This is a genomic window from Lactobacillus sp. B4005, from assembly GCF_026536045.1.
Classification (GTDB): Bacteria; Bacillota; Bacilli; order Lactobacillales; family Lactobacillaceae; genus Lactobacillus; species Lactobacillus panisapium.
Map to the genome: position 1 here is coordinate 531,535 of NZ_JAFNOZ010000002.1, position 19,942 is coordinate 551,476.

The following is a 19,942-nucleotide window of genomic DNA, read 5'->3' on the forward strand; positions in this document are numbered from 1 at the left end:
TTTTAATCAAATCAATATAAAAAGAAAGCTCGCATCGTGTTAGTTCTGCGGGCTTTCTTCATTATTCTTCAGTAGGCTGCTTTACATAATAGCCAACGCCACGGCGAGTCACTAAAATCTGCGGCTGAATTGGATTGTCCTCAATTTTTTCACGTAAACGGTGAACCGTTACGTCAACAGTCCGGACATCACCGAAGTAGTCATATCCCCAAACTGTCTGCAGTAAGTGCTCCCGGGTCATTACTTGATCCATATGTTGAGCCAGATAATAGAGTAACTCAAATTCACGGTGAGTCAACTCGATTTTTTTGCCTTCTTTTTCTACAATGTACGCGTCAGGCATAATTACCAAATTGCCAATGGCAATATTTTTAGTTGAAGTATCCTCGTTACTACTTTCAACCTTTTTAACTATGCTGCGCCGACGCAAATTAGCCTTAACCCTGGCAACCAATTCACGGTTGGAGAAAGGTTTAGTAACATAGTCATCGGCCCCCATTTCAAGACCCAATACTTTATCAATTTCTGTATCTTTGGCAGTTACCATAATAATCGGCATATCATGTGTCTGCCGCACTTCACGGGCAACATCCAAGCCGTCCTTTTTTGGCAACATCAAGTCCAAAATCATCAAATCGGGATTATATTCATCAACTTTTTTGATGGCTTCTTCGCCATCATAGGCAGTGTCGACGTCGAAGCCTTCCTTAGTCAGGTTAAATTTAATTATATCTGAAATCGGTTTTTCGTCATCGACTACGAGAATTCTCTTTGGCATCGAAAGCCCCCTTTGCTTAACATTATACTGTTTTTTGCAACATTAGCCAAAAAAGTCACGAAAATTTAATAAAAAACCTTGCTTTTTGCTTGAAATAATAGCATAATAGTTCTCGTTGATCGTTAGTTCAGCAAGTTTGGGTGGCTAGCTCAGTTGGCAGAGCAACGGACTCTTAATCCGTGGGTCCAGGGTTCGAGCCCCTGGCCACCCATTATTTTATGAAAGGCAGCAATAGATTAATCTATTGCTGTTTTTTGTCTCAACAAGTGCGAATATTTTATCACGTTCTATTTGAATGTCAATCAATTCACTGCCAGTATGGGTATTAATGATTATTAATCACTAATTTTGATTTACTACCTATAATTATGCGGACGATTTTTTAATAGCTGACTAGTACTGAAATGGTTTTAATGCTTTTATAAGTTCCTTAAAGTCACTTTTACATCTGTTGCTTCTTTATCCAAAGATCTAAAAAAATAGTTTCCATTATTTAGCCATGTCGGCTCCGCTTATTTTTCTTTATTTGGCCATTTTTGAGTCAAAGTGAAAACTTTTTCTACAAAAAACAAAATTCTGCTAATTATTTTGCACAAAAACCTTGTCAAATGGTTTAATAATTGATATTATATTTAACGGTCAACAGAAACGGGTGGCTAGCTCAGTTGGCAGAGCAACGGACTCTTAATCCGTGGGTCCAGGGTTCGAGCCCCTGGCCACCCACCATAATGAAAATGGCACTGCAAGAAGTCGGTGCCTTTTTTATTGCCTTTTTTTGAAAGCGCTTTTCAATTTGTCTACTTAATATTAGTCACCGCTTCTTTGACGCACTGCTTTAGTGAAGTGCTCGTAATCTTACACTCAATGCCGGTAAGAAAATCATTTTCTAACCACCACTTTTTCAAAGTTGTTTGCGCAAATGGATTGTCTTTTTGGCGGTTGTTTTGGACTGTCTGTTCAAAGGGAACATCGAGACAGTAGAAATAAGCATTTTTACCAAATCGCTGATAAAACTCTTTTAACATGCCACCATAAATCTGCTTAGGCAAAATTCCCTCTAAAATTGTCACCTGGTAATTTTGTAACCCCAAGTTAACCATGAAATTACGCAGCTCACGTGTGGGACTATCAGGCCGCTCTTTTACATGTAAAATCTCACGTCTTAAAATATCTTCCTGCAAAAGCAGACACTGCTCACAAGTGAAATATTCTTGTAGTTTTTTTGCTAAAGTTGTCTTTCCAATACCCGAATTACCCCTAATAGCAATAAAAATCGGCTCAACCATCACTTTCCCTCTTTTCGTTTTTTGATTTTACAACTTACGCCTTTCATTGCCAACTTATTATCAATCTAGAAGCACTATGAGTTGCTTATTCTGCCATTCACTTTTATATTGATAGTAACTAATCTCGGCAAAAGGAAGCAAATTAATTATGGGTAAAAAAACTTCTCGCTGGCTATTTGGAATATTATTATTGCTATTAATCGGCATAGGCTTATTTTCTTGGCGCCAAAAGCAACAAAAGTATGCCGTGTCATCTTCTACAGCAATAACGCAAAACCAACAAAAAGCTGCCGCACACCAAGACACCATTCCAACAATCTATTTACATGGTTATGGTGCAGGCGCAAGGTCAACTAACAGCATGATTACTTACGCTGAGGAGCATGACAATGCGCATCGAGTTTTGACAGCCACAATTTCACGAAGTGGCCAAGTTAAGCTCTCTGGTTCCTGGCCCAAGAATACTAAAAGGCCACTAATTCAAGTTGTGTTAAAAAATAATACCAACAATGACTACTTTGTAACCCGTGAATGGATTCATAATTTGTTCTTACTGCTTAAGCGTAAATATCACATCAGTCGCTATAATACTGTTGCCCATTCAATGGGCAATTTAACGTTTTTGTTTTATCAAATAAAGTATGGGCAAAATAATGCGTTGCCGAAACTCAAAAAGCAAGTTAATTTAGGCGCACCTTTTAACGGGATTATTGGCATGGATGACCAGCCTAATCGCAATCGCCTTGAAAAAAAGGGCAAGCCGAAATATTCTTCTTCCACCTACCAATACTTATTAGAGCACCGCAAGGACTATCCAAGAGGAGTAGACATTTTAAACATTTTTGGCAATAAAGAAGATGGCACAAATTCAGATGATGCGGTTAGCGTCACCTCTGCCCGTTCTTTACGCTACTTAGTAGAAACAAAAGCCGCTAGCTATCATGAAATTGAAATTAAGGGCCCCGGTGGTCAGCATAGCAAATTACACGAAAATAGAACGGTCGCTGAGAAGATCGACCAGTTTTTATGGCATAACTAGTTAAATAATTTAGGCAAAAAGGATTATTCATAAATATTTAATAAATAATGGCGTATACTTATATATAGTTGAGAAATTTCCCTATTAAAAGTGGTGACTTCAAATTTTTAGAATAGGAGAAAAAGATGACTCAAATAATCGATGACTACATTGCTAGTCTAGCTACCCAATTAAATGCGTTATCTGCAGCCCAAAAAGAGGATGCACTCAATTTTTATCGTGCATTTTTAAGAAATGGCGATTGCCAAAGCAAAGAAGAGATTTTAATGGAGCTTGGTACTCCCGCCGCCCTTGCCAAAAAAATCAAGGCTGATTATAAGCAGATTACCCAAATAACAGCACCACCGACTGACGAGAAAAAAACAAGTGATGGCTATTTCTTAAATTTTCACGCTAAAAAGACCCCACTGCAAAAAAGGACAATGCAACCCGGTGAGTTCTCAATAATTAGGCTCAAAGTCCGGAATAGTAAAATATTTATTCATCCGGGCCAACAGTTTAAAATTAATGTGGCTGATTATAGCAATTGTGCAATTGAGATTCAACTTAAAAATCATGTGCTGCTAATCAAGGAGAAGGAAAACAGACCTGAAAATCGGCGAATTATAATTAACCGCCGCCTCCCTAGCTGCTCGGTTGAAGTTACCGTTCCCTTTCCTGATTCACTTACTTCAATTAGTGGTAGTAACCAAGATGGCAGCATTATTTTGCAAAATCTACACCTGCAAAATTGTTCACTACAAAAACAGGATGGAAAACTATTTTTTAACAATTTAACAATAGCTCAAGAATTAATTGTTTCTTCAAAAGATGGCAACACTATCATCACTCAATCGCAAATTACCAGTTTTGTTTTACAAACCCGGAATGGTAATTTTGATTTCAAACGTAGTATTTGCAGTCAACTAGAGCTACAATTAAAGGATGGGAATATTAACATTAAGCAATGCCATCTTAATCTTAAAATTACTGCTAAAGATGGTAATTTGCGAATTATTCAAAGCCAGCTGATTGATGGAAACTTCATCCAAGTTTTAGATGGTGCATTACGGTTAAAGCAATTGAATCATGACCTAAATTTAAAAATAACGACCAAAAAGGGCAATATTACTTACCGCGGTTCTAGTATCGGCAGTCGCTTTAACAGTAAGAGTAAGGAAAAGGACTCCTTGCGCATTATTGCCAAAAATGGTGACATCATCATGGCATGAATTCAATCTTTTTGTCACAAAAGTTTCAGAAAAGCAGAGCTTTGATGCCCTGTTTTTTTCGTTAAAAGTAATTTAATCTTGTCAATTTAAAGATTCTAACTTAGAATGCTATATAACATATAATATTAGGGGAGGGGAGTCATGGCTATTCAAATACCCACTCGGTTATTGGACGGAGCGGTTTTAGCTTTTCTAAAGCACGAAGATTTATACGGATATGCATTAACGCAAAACGTGCAAAAGGTTTTTGACATCTCCGAATCGACAATCTATCCGGTTTTGCGCCGATTGAAGAAAAATAATTATTTAACCACTCACGATGAACCATTTCAGGGCCGTAACCGGCGCTATTACCACATTACTGAAGACGGTCTAGCACTATTGGCAACCATTCAAGATGAGTGGCAGGACTTTAACAATAAAGTAGATCAAGTGTTGGGAGAAGAAAATGACTAAAGTAATTGATGACTATATCTTTGAGTTAGAACAAAATCTAACTGATTTGCCAGAAAAAGAAAGTCAAGATATTCTTGAGTTTTACCGCGAATACTTACTTGATGGCGATTTTGTTAGACGGTCAACTATTGAGCAGGAATTTGGAACTCCTAAACAATTAGCAATTAAAATTTTAGCTGATTATTCGACTAATAATAATACTTCCCCAATTAAAGCCAAGGCTCCACGGTCAAATTTAAAGGCTATTTGGTATATTCTGCTTGGTCTATGCGCTGCCCCGATTGGAATCCCACTAATTTTGGCCATCTTTTTGTTCTTGTTTGTGTTCATTGCCATTTGTGCGGCCATCTTTGTTGCCTTTATTACGGTTTTATTAAGCCTATTCATTGTCGGTGGCTTTACTTTTCTTAAGTCAATCGCTCTCTTATTTACCAGCAACTGGGCAACTGGCTGCTATTATCTGGGGATTGTCCTTATTTGCCTTGGGGGTTTTCTTCTCATCTCGCCGTTTATTGCCAAAGTAATCAACTTTTTGATTGCGGAATGTGCCAAACTGATGCAATTTATGGGGAAAAAGTTCTTCAAGAAAAATTATTATCAAACCAATTCTAACCAGAAGAAGGAGAATTAATCGTGAAAAAGTTTTTTCAAATAAGTGGCGCGATCCTAATTATTGGCTTTATTTTATTATTCATCGGTAAGCTCAATCACGGTGATCAAAATATTGCACGCACACACACAGGCATTTTCAATACTCTTAATTGGCAGCACAAAACCCAACATAAAGACGACGATGATGATGACTATGACGATGACGACGAAGATTACGATGATGAAGATGATGACGACGACGATGATGACGATTCATCACGACAATTTCATGAAAGTCAAACTTATAATGTGGCAAGCTTTGATAAAATCAAGCTTAAGGCTGGTAGACCAGACATCCGTATTTCATTAGGCAACAGCTTTCAAGTAAAAGTTAGCGGCAAAAATATTAAGACGATTAATACTGGTGTAAAAAGCGGTATCTTAACTGTTGAAGATCACGACACCCAAGAGAAAAATGATGGCAACTACGAAGTCGCAATTACCGTCCCAAACGCAAACGCGGTTAAGTCAATTACTGGTACATGTGCTGATGGCAATTTTGCGTTGAGTAATTTAAATGTCGCTAGCCTTGATTTAAGGGTTAACAACGGTGATTTTAATTTAGCTAAGGTTAAAGCCAAAACCGCTGATTTACACATAGGCCCAGGAGATTTAAAGATTGCTAATTCAAGAATAGCAAACAGCAATCTATACTTAGATGTTGGTGATGTGGAAATTAATAGTAGCCAAATTAAGACCACTGCCTCGTTAAATGACAGCGATATTGAAATTAAGAATTCAAAACTCCTTGGAAATAGTACCTTTAAATTAAACGACGGTGATTTTGAATCATATCAGATGACTAATATCAGTTATGATTTATCAACTACTTCCGACAGTGATATCGAAGTTAAGGGTCGTGAGCAGCGTAAGCATTATAAGAAAATCTATCACGGCACTCCTTTACTCAAAATAATCAGTAAAAGCGGTGATATCGAAATCAACTAGGTTCAAATCATCTGACAAGCTAACACCTTTTGGCTAGGAACTTAATTAACAAGCAAAAATCTTAAAAATTAAAAAGTCCTATTAAATAAACCTTTATTTAGTAGGACTTTTGTTTTGGATAAAATTGGCAAAATTAACTAAATAATTAAGCAGGTAATGAAAAGCATTGGGTTAAACACTCCATTGAATTGCTACTAAAGAGTGTGAATTCGCTATTTTTCAAAATTTACGTCCATAATTGACATAAAAAGCTAGCTGCTTAAGTTTGATACTATAGTTAACTTAAATCAAATTTTATTACAACCACTTTATTCTAGTCATCACTGATTTAACAACCATCTAAAACGAACTTTTAGCCTCAACAATTGCATCCCGTGTTCTAGTCATCACTGATTTAACAACCATCTAAAACGTCTTTTAAATCTGCTAATTGCTCTTCTGCGTTCTAGTCATCACTGATTTAACAACCATCTAAAACATGTTATCCAGGACGAAACTATCCATGTTAGTTCTAGTCATCACTGATTTAACAACCATCTAAAACCCACTCATTAACACCAACTTCGTACCATTTGTTCTAGTCATCACTGATTTAACAACCATCTAAAACACCCAGAAATAGCCGTTTTTAATATTACTGGTTCTAGTCATCACTGATTTAACAACCATCTAAAACAGCTGTCTGGAATACAAATAGTTTCTGTATGTTCTAGTCATCACTGATTTAACAACCATCTAAAACATATCGAGCCTTAATAAGAAGGCTATTTTTGTTCTAGTCATCACTGATTTAACAACCATCTAAAACAACCTGTAACATTTGATCCGCCTGAAATAAGTTCTAGTCATCACTGATTTAACAACCATCTAAAACTCGAGCAAAAGCACAAATAGCGTCAAGCAAGTTCTAGTCATCACTGATTTAACAACCATCTAAAACGTATCATATAATATGTAAGGAGGTGAGAGAGTTCTAGTCATCACTGATTTAACAACCATCTAAAACCATGATTCGCCTCACTTTCTAATACATTGAGTTCTAGTCATCACTGATTTAACAACCATCTAAAACGTATGTTCCCCAAGGCACCATAATACCAGTGTTCTAGTCATCACTGATTTAACAACCATCTAAAACTTCAGACTCAAGATAATCAAGTAATACGTCGTTCTAGTCATCACTGATTTAACAACCATCTAAAACTATCTTATTATGTAATTCAAAAAAAGACAGGTTCTAGTCATCACTGATTTAACAACCATCTAAAACTTATCAAGACAATGTTGCACGTTGGACATGGTTCTAGTCATCACTGATTTAACAACCATCTAAAACTTCGGGATTAACTAGGGAACAAAAGAATCTGTTCTAGTCATCACTGATTTAACAACCATCTAAAACCTTAGTGTTCCATAAAGCTTTCCAATTGCCGTTCTAGTCATCACTGATTTAACAACCATCTAAAACGATATGAGATACTATTTTGATAAGGGCGATGTTCTAGTCATCACTGATTTAACAACCATCTAAAACACATATATCAAATGGTCGCATAGTGCTTTTGTTCTAGTCATCACTGATTTAACAACCATCTAAAACTTGATGATGGTTCAAACGGAGGTAATAAATGTTCTAGTCATCACTGATTTAACAACCATCTAAAACAAATGAGTGGTCTAGCGACTTGACTTTGATGTTCTAGTCATCACTGATTTAACAACCATCTAAAACCCAAAGAGTATCTCCAGGCTTTATCGTAATGTTCTAGTCATCACTGATTTAACAACCATCTAAAACTTGACCTATCAAGATACAAACAAATGTGTCGTTCTAGTCATCACTGATTTAACAACCATCTAAAACGAATTAAATAGCCCCTCATTTAAATTAATAGTTCTAGTCATCACTGATTTAACAACCATCTAAAACCACCATTAGGACTGTACACGGACCAATTCAGTTCTAGTCATCACTGATTTAACAACCATCTAAAACATAATTTTTGATATTAATTTCTTGCGATTTGTTCTAGTCATCACTGATTTAACAACCATCTAAAACCTCAGCTAGGGCTTTATACATATCTTTTAAGTTCTAGTCATCACTGATTTAACAACCATCTAAAACTACAATAATGTCAAAATACATATATTCACTGTTCTAGTCATCACTGATTTAACAACCATCTAAAACTAAAGATTGTTTTGGTTCTTTCTAGGGGTTGTTCTAGTCATCACTGATTTAACAACCATCTAAAACCGATGTTTTATCATCAAATTTTAATGTAGCAGTTAATACCAGTCGACTAAACCTTCATTAACGCTATAAAAATAGGCATCCCCAGAAACAACCAAAAAATCCGAAGATGTGAATTCAATTAGGACAACCATTAACCTCATTCGCTTTGCAATTTGCGCTAATTCTGATTATTCAAATAATTTATAACATTGCAAAAGACAGGAACTGTTTTCAAATTACAGTTTTGGTGAATCTCTATAGAACCATCTCAATTATATCATATGAATCACTTAATATATTCTCAGCTAGATGCAAATCCACCATTTTGATTAGCGTTTTTAAATCTTCATCAAAATCAATTGCTAGCAGCAAATTTTGCAGAAGCAGTGAATCAGATAATATTAATTCAAAATTGCTAAAAGCACAAAATATCTTATTACGTGTGATTTCATCTAAGTTATTAGTACCCTTTTAAAGAAGCTTCTACCATGTCAAAAGCTTTTTCAAATAAAAGCATGAAGTAGTTCCATGCAGCAATTCCTACGCAATCAGTTTTATTTGCCAAATTTAACCGCTTAAACAATTTTTACTGCCAGTTATGCAAAAAGAATTGCATTAGTTTTTTAAAGTATTTTAATTAAGACATCAGTAAAAACTAAGAAATAGCAAAACTTCATCACAAAAAAACTAGTCACAACAAGAGGTTAATTATGGGAAACTTTTTTAAACATATTTTCGCTGAACAAGAAAACAACAGTGCAAACTTAAATTCACGTCAAATTGATTTACCGCAGTTTACTGAAATAGATGCTGAAACATACACTTTTACCATTAATATTCAGGGTGGTAAAAATTATCAGGCTATTATTTCTAGTCAGGCTAACGAAAATGTAAACATTACTGTGGTGGGAAAAAAGCTGCTAATTCGGGAGAAAAAGCCCCGGGCTAAAAAAAATCTAATTTATACTAAACAGGCACTCATCAATATTACATTGCCGCTAGATTGTGAGCTTTTACAAACAAAAATTAAGGCTTATGCAGGCGATGTCACGTTACTTCATCTAACCATGCAGAATTTAGACATAGAATTGCTTGCGGGTTCGGCTAAATTAACTGACTTAATTGTTCACGGCGCAGCTAAAATTAATCTTTCTGCCGGCAGCCTTAAACTTCTGAACTGCAAGATGAATTTGAAGGCTGATCTCGCTGCTGGTTCAGCTAATATCAAGCAGCTGCAGGGACAAAGCAGCTTTATACTTGCAGCAGGATCATTAACCATAATCGAAAGCAAAAGCGACACTACAAGTTATGACCTTAAAACCAGTGTTGGTCTAATTAAGTACCATCAAGAAAACCATCATCATCATTTTTATCGTAAATCTTCTGGACCAAATAGTTTAGTAGCCAAAGCACTTGCAGGTTCAATTATTGTCAAATGACAGAGCAATTGACCTGACATAATAAATTTAATGAATTTCAACTGCGAACTGATTTCCGCGATTCCGCGTAAATCAGTTTTTTAGTTGCCCATCTTTCAGATTATTCTGGTACCCAAAAACCCCATAATTAGTCGTCCTAATCATGGGGGTTTCTGCAAATTAATAGTAAACATGGCTGTTAGCGCTGAACATCAATCACAAAAGAATTGATATCACCACGATATTCAGCGATTGAATACTCAATCGGCTGCTCATCAGAAGTTAGTCCTTGAGTATGAAAGTAAAAAATCGGTTTATTAGCCGCAATATTTAAGAGATTGGCAGTCGTCTCGTCTGCTTCCATCACCTCTAGTTTTCTAATGACATGCGTCACCTTTAACTGATACTTCTCCAACGTGCTATATAAAGAAGCCGTGGAAAAATCGTAGTCGGCTAACTTGGGCACCCTTTTTTTAGGTACATAAGTTGTCACTAAAACAGTTGGTTGCTCATTGGCATAGCGCAAGCGGACCATCTTAAAAACCGGTTCTTGCACTTCGAGTTGTAAGTTTTTACTCACTTCTGGATTAGCTTTTTCTTCGCCAAAATAAAGTAAGTTCGTTTTAGGGTAAATCCCCTTAGAACTCATTTCCTCACTGTAGCTTTCAATCAGGTGCGTAAATTCCTGTTCAATTTTCACTTTTTTTACTAAAGTCCCACGCTTACGGCGTCGTTCCAAGTATCCTTGATTAACTAAAAGTGAAATTGCTTGGCGAACGGTCGGCCGACTTACTTGGTAAGTGCTTGCTAATTCTACTTCAGGCGGAATGATTGTGTTTTGTGCATAAACACCAGTCTGAATTTTGTTTAAAAGATCGTTAGCAATTACGCGATATTTCGGAAGATCTGTTTCAGCCAATTAAACCCACTGCTTTCTTTTTATTTATTTTATATCATTATATTAATAGTATAACATTAAAAAAGCCAGTATTAAAGCAGTTTTTTTATCTTGCTACGGCCATTTCTAGCGAATTTAAAGATCAATTGCAGTAACATTATCCGCAGCAAACCGCTTTTTTAATGCAGCAATAATTTTGACGCCTGAACTAGTACCAATTCTTTGCGCACCAGCCGCAATCATTGCCAAAAAGTCATCTGTATTTCTAATTCCGCCAGCTGCCTTAACCTTAACTTTTGTGCCAACCGTGTCTTTCATCAACTTAACATCTTCGACTTTAGCTCCTGAGGTACCAAACCCAGTTGAGGTTTTGATAAAATCCGGTTCGACTTTTTTAGCAATCAGCGCCAGCTGTTTAATCTCGTCTTTGGTCAAGTAGCAATTTTCAAAAATTACTTTGCACGGAACATGCTGGTTGTGGCAAGCTGCTACCATCTTTGTCATTTCTTCCTCAATATATGACCAATTATGCGCTTTGACCTGGGTCAAATTTACGACATAATCAATTTCATTTGCCCCATTTGACAATGCATCTTTAGTTTCTGCCACCTTAGAAGTAATTGTTGTTTGGCCCAACGGAAAACTAATCGCGGCTCCAGTATCGATATCCGTTCCAGCAAGTTGAGCGGAACAAAATTTGGCTTGCACCTGGTTAATGGCAACCATTTTAAAATGGTACTGTTTAGCCTCATCACAAAGTTTTTTCATATCTGCTTCAGTTGCATCAGCATGCAGATTCGTATGATCAATCAGCTGGGCAAAATCATCAATCGTATATTTCATAATTCTTTTCTCCTTTTTGTCATTACATAATTAAATTGTAGCTATTACTGAAACCGTTGTCAATAACAAAAAACAGTGTAAAAATATTAATTGACTTGTGGAAAGCGATTACATATAATGTTGGTTGTAAAGATTATGTAATTACAAAAAAGAGGCGATAACAGTGCAAATCTTATTAACTTCACATGGTCACCTAGCAAGTGGTATCAAATCAAGCTTTGAATTTATTGCGGGTAAATCTAGTCATTTAATGACTATCGAACTAGATCAGGATGGTATCGGTTCGTTTCAAACGCGGCTAAAAAAATTATTAGAGCCAAGAACAGAGCCCATCCTAATTTTAGCCGATCTGAAAGGCGGAACACCGTATAACGAGGCTTTTAAACTTTACTTAATGCGACCGCAAACCATTCGGGTAGTCAGTGGTTTGAATTTACCTATGCTACTTGAATTAGTGCCGCAATTAACTGAGCAATTGACTTTAGATGAGGCTGTAGCAATTGCCCTTAATGCCGGAAAAGCTGGAATTGACGTTGCACACGATGAACCAGATGATGATGAACTTGAATTCTGATTATTTGAAAAAGGAGTATAAAAATGAGTATTTCAGTTGTACGAATTGACGATCGCGTTATTCACGGCCAGACAATGACTAGATGGACAAAAGCACGTCCTGTCGATGGTATTTTAGTAGTTGGCGACAATATTGCACATGATAAATTGCGCCGAAAAGTTTTAAAGGCTGCGGCTAACGAATTAAAGGTTGGCATTTATACCGTAGCTGAAGCCGGGGATAAAATTGCCAAGGGAATTGCATCAAAGAAAAAATTTTTCTTAATTAGTGATTCCCCTAAAACTTTTGCGCAGCTTGCAGACATGGGGATTGATTTTGGCAAAGTACTAAATGTTGGTCCCATGAATACCCGACCAGGAACCAAGGTTTTAGGGCGAACAGTCGCATTAGACCAAGCTGATTACGATGCCTTCGAGGATATTGCTAATCACGGAATTGAAATCCAATTCCAGCTATTACCAGATGATGAAATTAAGCCTTGGTCAACCATGAAAAAGAAATTTGATTCAATGTCTTAACTATCTTTGGAGGCAATAATTATGAATAATTTGTTTTTTCCAGCTTTACTGACTGGTATCTTTTGTTACCTTGGTGCGATTGAATCGCCTTGGCTATTTGGCATGTCAGGTGGATTTTACATCGTCGGCCGACCGCTGGTAGCCGGACTGCTAGTTGGGCTCGCTTTTGGGGATGTTAAAAACGGTATCCTATGTGGCTTAGCCGTCCAAGCTGTCTTCATTGCCAACTTGTCAACAGGTGGCGCAACTAATAGTGAAATAACCTACGCAGCCTACGGTGGGATTGGCTTAGCCATGGCTACTACCAAAAATCCCGCAATCGCCGTTACATTGGCCATTTTCATCGGGCAAACCTTCGGTCTAATTTTCTATAATGGCCGAATGGCACTTTACTCGTTTTGGAACACACGCGCAGAAAAAGCGGCCCATAACAATGACGACCGCCAGATTGTGCTAAACCACTTAGTTTATCCGCAAATTACTACTTTTCTCTTACGTGCTGTTCCCGTTTTTTTAGCAATTTTCTATGGTAAAGGCTTAGTTAATTGGCTGATCAATAGCATTCCAGCAATTGTTACGCACATTATTCAAGTTTTGGGCGGTGTCCTGCCAGCCTTAGGAATCGCAATGCTCATGAGTATTGTTATTAAAAATAAAGCACATTTCATCTTCTTTTTTGCCGGTTTCGTACTGCTGGCTTTTGCCAAACTAAGTATGATTGCCATTGTATTTATTGCTGCGCTGGTAGCTTACCTTTATTATGTTGCTACAGCCAAAAACAATCAGCCTGCTGCTAGTTCAGCCGATAATGGGCCTGAGGCGGTCGATACGGATGATACCTATGAAGATGAAGACTTATTTTAAAGAAAGGACGAACAAGGATGGCTACTAAAAATACTCAAGAACCGCAAAAATTGCTGTCAAAGCATGAACTTAATCAAATTTGGTACAGATGGGGTTTTACCCACCTCAGCTCAATGAGTTATGAAAAACTGCAGGGGCATGCCTGGGCTTACTCTTATTTACCCTTTGCCCGTAAATATTATCAAAATGATCCTGCTAAAAAGCGCCGGTTACTTGAGCGGCACTCAATGTTTTATAATACTGAGCCGCAAACCGGACAAATCATTAACGGGATCGTTGCCTCGCTTGAAGAACAGATTGCCTTAGGCAATGATGTTTCCGAAGAAATGCCAGTTAATATTAAGGCCACTCTGATGGGCCCGCTGGCTGGCATTGGAGATTCGCTTATTCAAGGAATAATTGTTCCGATTTTACTATCAATCGCAATGAGCTTAGCCAAAGGCGGCAGCCCGGTCGGACCACTCTTTTATATCATCGCCTATGGCATTATTGGGCCAACCATTTCCTACGTTGCGTTTCATAGTGGTTATCGCCTTGGTGTTGGTGCAATTGATACAATCGTTGGTGAAAACTCGAAAAGAATTACTGATGCATTCAATATCTTAGGTGTAATGGTTGTCGGTGCACTGGCAGCTAACACGATTGTTTTAAAAACTGTTGCTAAAATTCCTTTAGGAGGTAAATTTCAGCCTTTACAGACCGTTCTTGACGGCATTTTCCCTGGTTTACTTCCTTTAGCCATGGTTATTTTAGGCTGGTGGCTAGTCTCAAGTAAGCAGTTAACCGCCACTAAAGTAATTATTATCATGGTCGTAATTGTTACAATTGGCTGCCTGATTGGTTTATTTTAAACAAACAAATAAGCCTATTTTCGGCTAATGATTTTAAAGCACACATTAATTGTGTGCTTTTTTTGTTTTCAAGTGTAAAAATATGACGACCTTTTTCTTATTGTGCAATTCATGATAAAATTACCTAATACTGTTATTGAAAGAAGGGTTTCATGGGCAAGCATCAATACTATTACCATCTCTTAACTGACGATTTAGTAGATAGTCACCAACAAGATTATCAGTTGCCTGACGATTATTCGCTTTTTCCCCCATCACGCTGTGGCAAGATCTGGGCAAAAATAGTTCGCCCACTGGGACATTTAATTAGTTTTGTCTATATTCACCTAATTTTGCACGTTCATTTAATTGGAAAAGAAAAGTTAGCTAAAGTACGTAATCAAGGATACTTTATTTATGGTAATCACACCCAAGCCTTTGGTGATGTTGTTTTACCACTTAGTATTATTCCTGCTCAAAATTATTATGCAATTGGGGCACAAGCCAACTGGGGCATCCCCATTTTAGGCAAATTGGTATTACCATACTTTGGTCTTCCCATCGGCAACGATCTTGCACAGTCTGGTAAACTAATTAAGGCTGTTTCAACTGTAATTAAGGCAGGCAAAACGGTCGTCATTTATCCTGAAGCTCATGTCTGGCCGTATTACACTAAGATTCGGCCGTTTCCTAAAACCAGTATGCACTTTCCGGTGGCATTGAATGCGCCTAGTTTTACCATGACCACAACATATACCAAGCCAAAATGGGGTAAACGACCACGAATAACTGTTTTTATTGATGGCCCTTTTTATCCCGCTACCCAGCTTAGTAAAAAGCAGCAACAAGAAAAATTGCACGAGCAAATTATTGCAGCAATGCAAAAACGTGCAAATTGCAGTAACTATGAATATTGCACTTACCAAAAAATTTAATTTAAGGAGTTCAAAATGAATATTCTTTTTTGCGGTGATTCAAACGCTGAAAATGGCATTCTTATCGCTATTCTTTCTTTGCTTAAAAATAGCGGATCCGAAGAACTCCATATTTACATCCTAACGATGTACACCCAAAGTTTTAAAAAGAAATTTAGTCCCTTTAGTAAACACGCGGCTGATTACCTCAAATCGCTTTTGGTTGAGCAAAATCCTAAAAGTACGTTAAAATTAATGGATTGTACTGGCTTATTTGTTCGTGAACCGTTAGTGGCCAATATGAGTACCCACTTTACGCCTTATGCAATGCTACGGCTTTATGCCGACCAGATTCCCCAGCTGCCAGATAAGATTTTGTATCTTGACGCTGATGTGATTATCCGCCGCAACCTAGTTGATTTTTACCAGCAAGATCTTACGGAAACAGAATTCGTCGGTGTGCTTGATTACTGGGGACGATTTTTCTTCCATAATTTGCATGAGCACAAGGTCTTTGACTACGTTAATTCAGGCGTGTTATTACTAAATTTGCCAGAAATCAGAAAGACTAACTTATTTGTTAAAATTAGGCACCTTTTGCAAACACGAACTGTTCCAATGCCGGATCAATCGGCGCTCAATCACTTTGCGACTAAAAAGAAAATTGCACCGCGCCGCTACAATGAGCAGTACAAATTGCAATCTGATACTGTGATTCAGCACTTTACGACCAGCTTTCGTTTTTGGCCAATCTTTCATACTTTGACCGTCAAGCCATGGCAAGTTGAGCGTGTTCATGAGATTTTGAAATTGCACGAATACGATGATATCTTAACGCAGTACCTTGATTTAAAAGATAACTTAGTTCAAAATTAATATTTAATTTGGAGATATATATACTATGACTATTCCTATTTTTTATGCTATTAGTGATGATTTTACTAAATATGCAGCTGTTTCATTAAATTCATTAGTTAAGCATGCTGATCCAAGTAAAGACTACACCGTTTACTTTTTAAGTCAGGATCTGGCAGACGAGCACAAGCAAGATTTAGTCGACTTGGGCTCCGACAATGTTCACGTTAAATTCTTTAAAATAAATGATGAAATTGTTGCACCGATTGAAAACCGGCAGGAAAACTATTTACGGGCAGACTTCTTTACAATGTCTATTTTCTACCGTCTATTCATTCCTGACCTTTTCCCGCAATATGATAAAGCAATTTATATTGACAGCGATACCATTATTAATGATGACATTGGCAAACTATACGAAACCGAACTTGGCAATCACTTATTTGGTGCATGCACGGATTCATCAATTCAGTTTGTCCCTGAGATGCTGGCATATATCAAAGATGTTTTAGCCTTAGAGCCTAAAAAGTATATCAATTCCGGTATGCTAGTATTAAACTGCAAAGCATTCCGCGACGAAAAGTTCATTGATCACTTTATGGATTTGCTGGAAACTTATCATTTCGACTGTATTGCGCCCGACCAAGACTATTTAAATGAAATTGGTGACAAGCGCATTTTGCACCTCGATCCTAAATGGGATGCAATGCCCAACGAAAATACCGAGCCACTTGCATCACCAAGCTTAATTCATTACAACTTGTTCTTTAAGCCGTGGCATTTTACTGCAATCCAATATGAAAAGTACTTCTGGGCTAGTGCTAAGGAGACCAAGTTCTACCCTGAATTAAAGGCAGAACTTGAAAACTATACTGATGAGCAACGTGAACAAGACCGTGGCAAGCTCAATCATATGCTTGCAAAAGAAGATAAGGTAGTCAACGACCCTAATAGCTGGGCGCAGGTTAAGAAGCGGGGTTCAGTCAGTTTATGATTATTGGCGACAATCGTGAAAAAGTAATCGAAAATATTAAAGCAGCTGTAAGCCGGGAAGACTGGAATGCAAAAGTTGAACTTGGCGATCCGGTTCTATCATTAAAAGAACGTAAAAGCTTGGTTAACAGTTTTTGGTCAGAGCAAGACACAATTAAGGGTAAGGTCAATAATAAAATCGGCCATTTAATCTTTAACGCGTTAACAGGCTTGTTTACTTCTACCACTAAATTTGTGGGGCTTGAAAACTTAGAAAACCTGCCTAAAGGCGGCGCAATTATTACAGCTAATCATTTCAATCAGCTGGATTCATTGCCAATCAAGCATTTAGCCAATAAAACTCATCACAATTTAGCTATTGCCATTGAGGACACTAATCTAAAATTGCCGGGTTTTCTATGCTATTTAATGAATTATGTTGGCACAATTCCCTTAATCAAAACCCCTAGTTATGTTGGTACGGAATTCCCCCAGCACCTTCACGATGTACTTGAAGACGATAATTGGGTTCTAATCTACCCCGAACAGGAAATGTGGTGGAATTACCGGAAGCCGCGGCAGTTTCAACGTGGTGCGTACTATTTTGCTGCTAAACAAAATGTACCAGTCATTTCTACTTTTATTGAGCTTCAAACAACCGATAAATTGGAAAAAGACCACCCTAATTTTTATCAAAATAAGTATGTGGTCCGTGTTCTACCGACTATTTATCCAGATGTAAAACTGAGCGCTAACGAAAACTCGAAGCGAATGCTGAAGCAAGATTACCAGCAAAAAGTGGCTGCTTTCGAACAAGCCTATCATCGTAAACTAGATTACGATTTTACCCCGTGGGATATCGCAGGCTGGCGCTACAATTATCAAAATAAAAAATAATTCGATAGACTTAACCGTTCTTATCGACTATGATAATAGTGGAGTTATTTTATTTTATATATATTAAGAAAAGGGGTTTCTTGGATGGAGAAATTTACAAAAGAATCTTTGGCAAAATACGATGGTAAGAACGGTAATCCCGCTTACGTTGCAATTAATGGCGACGTTTACGATGTTACTGGTAACCCACACTGGGCTGAAGGTGAACACCACGGCAACTTGGCAGGACAAGATTTGACAATTGCAATCGGTCAAGCACCTCACGGCACAAGTGTTTTGGGTAAATTAAACAAAGTTGGTACCTACGAAGACTAATCTAGGTTAACAATCAAAAACCGCTTTTGCTTATGGCAAAGCGGTTTTTTGTTACTCTTTTGAACTTTAATAATTGTTTTAACCAGGCTAACTTTACAATAGTTTCAAGAAAACAGAGGCAATAATAATTGATGCAACAGAAACAGTAGCAAAGCCACCTACCAACATCTTAGGCATCATGTTTTCCATCAGATAAGCCTCTTCTTCCTTATTATTAGCTACTTCATGCGAAACTTCACTCGTAATTACATAATCAGCTGGAAAGCCGCACAAAGATGTTAGTGAGCAAGCATAGGCCATTTGCCAAGTCATTTTAAATGGTTTTGCCAAAAGACTAGAGGCAATAAACATACCTAGTAAACCAAGCATGATTAAAACGATGATCTGCACAATAATCGTGCCCATTTGGTGTGGCGTAGTAAGGCTCAATTGAGCAAAGATATACGCTAACAAGCCATACATTAACCAGTTATAAACACCAGCTTTAGTTAAGACATCGGATTCCAAGAACCCTACTTGATGGGCCAAAACACCAAAAATTAGACAAATGACATTTGAATTAAGGTCAATGTGCAGATAGGTTTTTAATGCAATAGACAGACCACTGCTAAGAGCCGCAATTAAGGCCACTTTGACCAAAATAAATGCAGAAGTTTGGTATTTAGCAGGCATTTTCTTAAAAAGATTATTTTCATTCGAATCATTATCTGATCCGGTTGGTGCCGTTTGCTTAACAGGCTGTTTCTGATATTCATTGACCAGGCGACCGCCTTCTTTTTTCAATAACCAAGAAATTAACGGATAGCCAAATAATGAGTGAAAAATAAACATTGATACAGGTAAAGCAACTAGAGTCTGAATTCCCTGAGCTTTTAATCCATCTGTCATCAAAAGAGCCGAGACTAATCCCCCTGTTAATGGCGGAATTGCCGCAACAACAGTGTGCCAGTCAAAAATCAGCGTACCAATCGTTAAAGTTAAAATTAGCGTACCGCAAACGCCTAAAAGAGCGATACAAACTGCGCGCCATTGCTCAAGCAGCTTTTTTAAACTCATTAAGGTTCCCAAATGCACTAATAATAGGCCAACACAAATTGTGCTGAAATTAGTACCAAAAGAGGCTGTTGCAACAACATCTTTGGGCAAAAAGGTCCAATAACCCAATACAAATAAGACTGCCGTCATAAAAACTGATGGAATATAGGTGTGCGTTAAAGAAGATACCCATTCTCCTAACATTAAGAACAGCATCACGACTAAAAATGAGATGATAAATTGCATATTTATACCTCCGCTTGGTTAAGCAATAATTAAAGATAAATTAAAGAGAATATTAACCAATTTATTAACTTAAGTCAATAAAATATTAAAATAAATTTGACATTAGCTTAAACAATTATTAGAATACACAATTATTACAGCAAATGTTACCAAAG

Annotated in this window: 20 protein-coding genes, 2 tRNA genes and 1 CRISPR repeat array; of the genes, 17 read left to right on the forward strand and 5 right to left on the reverse strand. The window is 37.3% G+C overall.

What is annotated here, in order from left to right; genetic code table 11:
• Positions 1-61: 61 nt before the first annotated feature.
• Positions 62-778 carry a response regulator YycF gene (yycF, locus tag J3U73_RS06975; RefSeq protein ID WP_220268956.1) on the reverse strand — a complete coding sequence of 239 codons (717 nt, stop codon included), beginning with the start codon at positions 776-778 and terminating at the stop codon, positions 62-64.
• Positions 779-916: 138 nt separating this feature from the next.
• Between yycF and J3U73_RS06980 the strand changes: the two genes are divergently transcribed.
• Together J3U73_RS06980 and J3U73_RS06985 are read left to right on the forward strand one after the other, a co-directional pair.
• Positions 917-989, forward strand: a tRNA-Lys gene (locus J3U73_RS06980).
• A 439-nt stretch (positions 990-1,428) separates the two neighbouring features.
• A tRNA-Lys gene (locus J3U73_RS06985) sits at positions 1,429-1,504 on the forward strand.
• A gap of 71 nt (positions 1,505-1,575) precedes the next feature.
• Here J3U73_RS06985 and J3U73_RS06990 read toward each other — a convergent pair.
• On the reverse strand, positions 1,576-2,064 hold the full coding sequence (locus J3U73_RS06990) for a zeta toxin family protein (protein WP_267409979.1): 489 nt from the start codon (positions 2,062-2,064) through the stop codon (positions 1,576-1,578).
• A 148-nt stretch (positions 2,065-2,212) separates the two neighbouring features.
• Between J3U73_RS06990 and J3U73_RS06995 the strand changes: the two genes are divergently transcribed.
• The 6 genes from J3U73_RS06995 to J3U73_RS07020 all read left to right on the forward strand — a co-directional run bounded on the left by J3U73_RS06995 (position 2,213) and on the right by J3U73_RS07020 (position 10,047).
• Positions 2,213-3,103: an alpha/beta hydrolase gene (locus J3U73_RS06995; protein WP_267409980.1), complete on the forward strand. Its 891-nt coding sequence runs from the start codon at positions 2,213-2,215 to the stop codon at positions 3,101-3,103.
• Between the two features lie 125 nt (positions 3,104-3,228).
• Positions 3,229-4,314, forward strand: coding sequence for a DUF4097 family beta strand repeat-containing protein (locus J3U73_RS07000; protein ID WP_220268953.1), 1,086 nt, complete (start codon positions 3,229-3,231; stop codon positions 4,312-4,314).
• Between the two features lie 141 nt (positions 4,315-4,455).
• Positions 4,456-4,770 (forward strand): PadR family transcriptional regulator, encoded by a 315-nt coding sequence (locus tag J3U73_RS07005; protein WP_103752736.1) that lies wholly within the window; start codon positions 4,456-4,458, stop codon positions 4,768-4,770.
• Positions 4,763-5,401 (forward strand): DUF1700 domain-containing protein, encoded by a 639-nt coding sequence (locus J3U73_RS07010; protein ID WP_220232621.1) that lies wholly within the window; start codon positions 4,763-4,765, stop codon positions 5,399-5,401. The genes J3U73_RS07005 and J3U73_RS07010 overlap by 8 nt, the downstream gene beginning before the upstream one ends.
• A 2-nt stretch (positions 5,402-5,403) precedes the next feature.
• Positions 5,404-6,369: a DUF4097 family beta strand repeat-containing protein gene (locus J3U73_RS07015; RefSeq protein ID WP_267392603.1), complete on the forward strand. Its 966-nt coding sequence runs from the start codon at positions 5,404-5,406 to the stop codon at positions 6,367-6,369.
• A 310-nt stretch (positions 6,370-6,679) separates the two neighbouring features.
• Positions 6,680-8,629: direct repeats of the CRISPR family, unit length 36 nt; unit sequence GTTCTAGTCATCACTGATTTAACAACCATCTAAAAC.
• A 689-nt stretch (positions 8,630-9,318) separates the two neighbouring features.
• Positions 9,319-10,047, forward strand: a complete 729-nt coding sequence (locus J3U73_RS07020; protein WP_267409981.1) for a DUF4097 family beta strand repeat-containing protein — start codon at positions 9,319-9,321, stop codon at positions 10,045-10,047.
• 178 nt (positions 10,048-10,225) lie between these two features.
• Here the strand turns inward: J3U73_RS07020 and J3U73_RS07025 are convergent, their stop codons facing one another.
• Positions 10,226-10,945 carry a GntR family transcriptional regulator gene (locus J3U73_RS07025; protein ID WP_103752732.1) on the reverse strand — a complete coding sequence of 240 codons (720 nt, stop codon included), beginning with the start codon at positions 10,943-10,945 and terminating at the stop codon, positions 10,226-10,228.
• 114 nt (positions 10,946-11,059) lie between these two features.
• Positions 11,060-11,767 carry a deoxyribose-phosphate aldolase gene (deoC, locus tag J3U73_RS07030; RefSeq protein ID WP_267409982.1) on the reverse strand — a complete coding sequence of 236 codons (708 nt, stop codon included), beginning with the start codon at positions 11,765-11,767 and terminating at the stop codon, positions 11,060-11,062.
• Positions 11,768-11,930: 163 nt separating this feature from the next.
• Here deoC and J3U73_RS07035 point away from each other — a divergent pair, with 163 nt between their 5' ends.
• The 9 genes from J3U73_RS07035 to J3U73_RS07075 all read left to right on the forward strand — a co-directional run bounded on the left by J3U73_RS07035 (position 11,931) and on the right by J3U73_RS07075 (position 18,506).
• Positions 11,931-12,341, forward strand: a complete 411-nt coding sequence (locus J3U73_RS07035) for a PTS sugar transporter subunit IIA (RefSeq protein ID WP_220220538.1) — start codon at positions 11,931-11,933, stop codon at positions 12,339-12,341.
• Positions 12,342-12,364: 23 nt separating this feature from the next.
• Positions 12,365-12,859 carry a PTS system mannose/fructose/N-acetylgalactosamine-transporter subunit IIB gene (locus J3U73_RS07040; RefSeq protein ID WP_103752729.1) on the forward strand — a complete coding sequence of 165 codons (495 nt, stop codon included), beginning with the start codon at positions 12,365-12,367 and terminating at the stop codon, positions 12,857-12,859.
• A 21-nt stretch (positions 12,860-12,880) separates the two neighbouring features.
• Positions 12,881-13,723, forward strand: a complete 843-nt coding sequence (locus tag J3U73_RS07045) for a PTS mannose/fructose/sorbose/N-acetylgalactosamine transporter subunit IIC (RefSeq protein ID WP_220220537.1) — start codon at positions 12,881-12,883, stop codon at positions 13,721-13,723.
• A gap of 17 nt (positions 13,724-13,740) precedes the next feature.
• Positions 13,741-14,574, forward strand: coding sequence for a PTS system mannose/fructose/sorbose family transporter subunit IID (locus J3U73_RS07050; RefSeq protein ID WP_220232617.1), 834 nt, complete (start codon positions 13,741-13,743; stop codon positions 14,572-14,574).
• Between the two features lie 152 nt (positions 14,575-14,726).
• Entirely contained in the window at positions 14,727-15,488 is a 762-nt protein-coding gene (locus J3U73_RS07055) for a lysophospholipid acyltransferase family protein (RefSeq protein ID WP_220220535.1), read from the forward strand.
• A gap of 15 nt (positions 15,489-15,503) precedes the next feature.
• A complete protein-coding gene (locus J3U73_RS07060; protein ID WP_220220534.1) occupies positions 15,504-16,343 on the forward strand; it encodes a glycosyltransferase in 840 nt (279 codons plus the stop codon).
• A 25-nt stretch (positions 16,344-16,368) separates the two neighbouring features.
• Entirely contained in the window at positions 16,369-17,316 is a 948-nt protein-coding gene (locus tag J3U73_RS07065) for a glycosyltransferase family 8 protein (protein ID WP_103752726.1), read from the forward strand.
• Positions 17,313-18,191: a lysophospholipid acyltransferase family protein gene (locus tag J3U73_RS07070; protein WP_220232613.1), complete on the forward strand. Its 879-nt coding sequence runs from the start codon at positions 17,313-17,315 to the stop codon at positions 18,189-18,191. Before J3U73_RS07065 ends, J3U73_RS07070 begins: the two co-directional genes overlap by 4 nt.
• 84 nt (positions 18,192-18,275) lie before the next feature.
• A complete protein-coding gene (locus J3U73_RS07075) occupies positions 18,276-18,506 on the forward strand; it encodes a cytochrome b5 domain-containing protein (protein WP_103752724.1) in 231 nt (76 codons plus the stop codon).
• A 93-nt stretch (positions 18,507-18,599) separates the two neighbouring features.
• Here J3U73_RS07075 and J3U73_RS07080 read toward each other — a convergent pair whose 3' ends face one another.
• Positions 18,600-19,787 (reverse strand): hypothetical protein, encoded by a 1,188-nt coding sequence (locus tag J3U73_RS07080; protein WP_267409983.1) that lies wholly within the window; start codon positions 19,785-19,787, stop codon positions 18,600-18,602.
• Positions 19,788-19,942: the final 155 nt, after the last annotated feature.

Coding starts and splice junctions, on each gene's coding strand:
- J3U73_RS07065 (WP_103752726.1), top strand. CDS start 16,369: ATGACTATTCCTATTTTTTATGCTATTAGTGATGATTTTACTAAATAT.
- J3U73_RS06990 (WP_267409979.1), bottom strand. CDS start 2,064: ATGGTTGAGCCGATTTTTATTGCTATTAGGGGTAATTCGGGTATTGGA.
- J3U73_RS07020 (WP_267409981.1), top strand. CDS start 9,319: ATGGGAAACTTTTTTAAACATATTTTCGCTGAACAAGAAAACAACAGT.
- J3U73_RS07075 (WP_103752724.1), top strand. CDS start 18,276: ATGGAGAAATTTACAAAAGAATCTTTGGCAAAATACGATGGTAAGAAC.
- J3U73_RS07050 (WP_220232617.1), top strand. CDS start 13,741: ATGGCTACTAAAAATACTCAAGAACCGCAAAAATTGCTGTCAAAGCAT.
- J3U73_RS07045 (WP_220220537.1), top strand. CDS start 12,881: ATGAATAATTTGTTTTTTCCAGCTTTACTGACTGGTATCTTTTGTTAC.
- J3U73_RS07005 (WP_103752736.1), top strand. CDS start 4,456: ATGGCTATTCAAATACCCACTCGGTTATTGGACGGAGCGGTTTTAGCT.
- J3U73_RS07080 (WP_267409983.1), bottom strand. CDS start 19,787: ATGCAATTTATCATCTCATTTTTAGTCGTGATGCTGTTCTTAATGTTA.
- J3U73_RS07060 (WP_220220534.1), top strand. CDS start 15,504: ATGAATATTCTTTTTTGCGGTGATTCAAACGCTGAAAATGGCATTCTT.
- J3U73_RS07040 (WP_103752729.1), top strand. CDS start 12,365: ATGAGTATTTCAGTTGTACGAATTGACGATCGCGTTATTCACGGCCAG.
- J3U73_RS07070 (WP_220232613.1), top strand. CDS start 17,313: ATGATTATTGGCGACAATCGTGAAAAAGTAATCGAAAATATTAAAGCA.
- deoC (WP_267409982.1), bottom strand. CDS start 11,767: ATGAAATATACGATTGATGATTTTGCCCAGCTGATTGATCATACGAAT.
- yycF (WP_220268956.1), bottom strand. CDS start 778: ATGCCAAAGAGAATTCTCGTAGTCGATGACGAAAAACCGATTTCAGAT.
- J3U73_RS06995 (WP_267409980.1), top strand. CDS start 2,213: ATGGGTAAAAAAACTTCTCGCTGGCTATTTGGAATATTATTATTGCTA.
- J3U73_RS07010 (WP_220232621.1), top strand. CDS start 4,763: ATGACTAAAGTAATTGATGACTATATCTTTGAGTTAGAACAAAATCTA.
- J3U73_RS07000 (WP_220268953.1), top strand. CDS start 3,229: ATGACTCAAATAATCGATGACTACATTGCTAGTCTAGCTACCCAATTA.
- J3U73_RS07055 (WP_220220535.1), top strand. CDS start 14,727: ATGGGCAAGCATCAATACTATTACCATCTCTTAACTGACGATTTAGTA.